Below are 3093 nucleotides of genomic sequence, written 5' to 3'. Positions count from 1 at the left end.
GGCAGCATGATGCAAAGCTCTGATGATTAATCACGATGTGATTGAAGTCAGTAGCCTCGTTCTTTGAAAACTAGATAATCGTATAGAAGAAACCAAGTAAAAACCGAGTAAAATCGCCATTTTAGTTTTTCTCTCTATTAAATTAGAGTAAAACCTTTTAGGTTAAGTTAGAAAGGGCGCACGGTGAATGCCTTGGCACTAGGAGCCGATGAAGGACGGGACTAACACCGATATGCTTCGGGGAGCTGTAAGTAAGCTTTGATCCGGAGATTTCCGAATGGGGGAACCCACTGCTCGTAATGGAGCAGTATCTTTACCTGAATACATAGGGTACTGATGGCAGACCCGGGGAACTGAAACATCTAAGTACCCGGAGGAAGAGAAAGCAAACGCGATTCCCTAAGTAGCGGCGAGCGAAACGGGAACAGCCCAAACCAAGAGGCTTGCCTCTTGGGGTTGTAGGACACTCAACATGGAGTTACAAAGGAACGGGGTAGATGAAGCGACCTGGAAAGGTCCGTCATAGAAGGTAAAAGCCCTGTAGTTGAAACTTCGTTCCCTCCTGAGTGGATCCTGAGTACGGCCGGACACGTGAAATCCGGTCGGAAGCAGGGAGGACCATCTCCCAAGGCTAAATACTCCCTAGTGACCGATAGTGAACCAGTACCGTGAGGGAAAGGTGAAAAGCACCCCGGAAGGGGAGTGAAATAGTTCCTGAAACCGTGTGCCTACAAGTAGTTAGAGCCCGTTAATGGGTGATAGCGTGCCTTTTGTAGAATGAACCGGCGAGTTACGATCCCATGCAAGGTTAAGTTGAAGAGACGGAGCCGCAGCGAAAGCGAGTCTGAATAGGGCGATTTGAGTATGTGGTCGTAGACCCGAAACCAGGTGATCTACCCATGTCCAGGGTGAAGTCCAGGTAACACTGGATGGAGGCCCGAACCCACGCACGTTGAAAAGTGCGGGGATGAGGTGTGGGTAGCGGAGAAATTCCAATCGAACTTGGAGATAGCTGGTTCTCTCCGAAATAGCTTTAGGGCTAGCCTCACGTAGTTAGAGTCTTGGAGGTAGAGCACTGTTTGGACTAGGGGCCCTCATCGGGTTACCGAATTCAGACAAACTCCGAATGCCAAAGACTTATCCGTGGGAGTCAGACTGCGAGTGATAAGATCCGTAGTCAAAAGGGAAACAGCCCAGACCACCAGCTAAGGTCCCAAAGTATACGTTAAGTGGAAAAGGATGTGGAGTTGCTTAGACAACCAGGATGTTGGCTTAGAAGCAGCCACCATTTAAAGAGTGCGTAATAGCTCACTGGTCGAGTGACTCTGCGCCGAAAATGTACCGGGGCTAAACGTATCACCGAAGCTGTGGATTGACATCTTAGATGTCAGTGGTAGGAGAGCGTTCTAAGGGCGTTGAAGCTAGACCGTAAGGACTGGTGGAGCGCTTAGAAGTGAGAATGCCGGTATGAGTAGCGAAAGATGAGTGAGAATCTCATCCACCGAATGCCTAAGGTTTCCTGAGGAAGGCTCGTCCGCTCAGGGTTAGTCGGGACCTAAGCCGAGGCCGAAAGGCGTAGGCGATGGACAACAGGTTGATATTCCTGTACCACCTCTTTATCGTTTGAGTGATGGGGGGACGCAGGAGGATAGGGTAAGCGCACTGCTGGTTATGTGCGTCTAAGCAGTTAGGCTGGTGAATAGGAAAATCCGTTCACCATAAGGCTGAGCTGTGACAGCGAGGGAAATATAGTACCGAAGTTCCTGATTCCACACTGCCAAGAAAAGCCTCTAGCGAGATAAAAGGTGCCCGTACCGCAAACCGACACAGGTAGGCGAGGAGAGAATCCTAAGGTGAGCGAGAGAACTCTCGTTAAGGAACTCGGCAAAATGACCCCGTAACTTCGGGAGAAGGGGTGCTTTTTGAGGTGAATAGCCTCGAAGAGCCGCAGTGAATAGGCCCAGGCGACTGTTTAGCAAAAACACAGGTCTCTGCGAAGCCGCAAGGCGAAGTATAGGGGCTGACGCCTGCCCGGTGCTGGAAGGTTAAGAGGAGGGGTTAGCTCACGCGAAGCTCTGAATCGAAGCCCCAGTAAACGGCGGCCGTAACTATAACGGTCCTAAGGTAGCGAAATTCCTTGTCGGGTAAGTTCCGACCCGCACGAAAGGCGTAACGATCTGGGCACTGTCTCAACGAGAGACTCGGTGAAATTATAGTACCTGTGAAGATGCAGGTTACCCGCGACAGGACGGAAAGACCCCGTGGAGCTTTACTGTAGCCTGATATTGAATTTTGGTACAGCTTGTACAGGATAGGTAGGAGCCTGAGAAGCCGGAGCGCCAGCTTCGGTGGAGGCGTCGGTGGGATACTACCCTGGCTGTATTGAAATTCTAACCCGCACCCCTTATCGGGGTGGGAGACAGTGTCAGGTGGGCAGTTTGACTGGGGCGGTCGCCTCCTAAAGAGTAACGGAGGCGCCCAAAGGTTCCCTCAGAATGGTTGGAAATCATTCGTAGAGTGTAAAGGCACAAGGGAGCTTGACTGCGAGACCTACAAGTCGAGCAGGGACGAAAGTCGGGCTTAGTGATCCGGTGGTTCCGCATGGAAGGGCCATCGCTCAACGGATAAAAGCTACCCCGGGGATAACAGGCTTATCTCCCCCAAGAGTCCACATCGACGGGGAGGTTTGGCACCTCGATGTCGGCTCATCGCATCCTGGGGCTGTAGTCGGTCCCAAGGGTTGGGCTGTTCGCCCATTAAAGCGGTACGCGAGCTGGGTTCAGAACGTCGTGAGACAGTTCGGTCCCTATCCGTCGTGGGCGCAGGAAATTTGAGAGGAGCTGTCCTTAGTACGAGAGGACCGGGATGGACGCACCGCTGGTGTACCAGTTGTCTTGCCAAAGGCATCGCTGGGTAGCTATGTGCGGACGGGATAAGTGCTGAAAGCATCTAAGCATGAAGCCCCCCTCAAGATGAGATTTCCCATAGCGTCAAGCTAGTAAGATCCCTGAAAGATGATCAGGTTGATAGGTCAGAGGTGGAAGCGTGGTAACATGTGGAGCTGACTGATACTAATCGATCGAGGACTTAACC

At 51.7% G+C, this 3093-nt stretch carries 1 rRNA gene; it reads left to right on the top strand.

The features are described 5' to 3' along the window. Positions 1-160: 160 nt before the first annotated feature. Positions 161-3093, top strand: a 23S ribosomal RNA gene (locus tag CVD27_RS00005); the annotation flags it as partial.

This window comes from Neobacillus cucumis, from assembly GCF_002860255.1.
Classification (GTDB): domain Bacteria; phylum Bacillota; class Bacilli; order Bacillales; family Cytobacillaceae; genus Neobacillus; species Neobacillus cucumis_A.
This window is presented reverse-complemented; position numbering and strand designations above follow the sequence as displayed.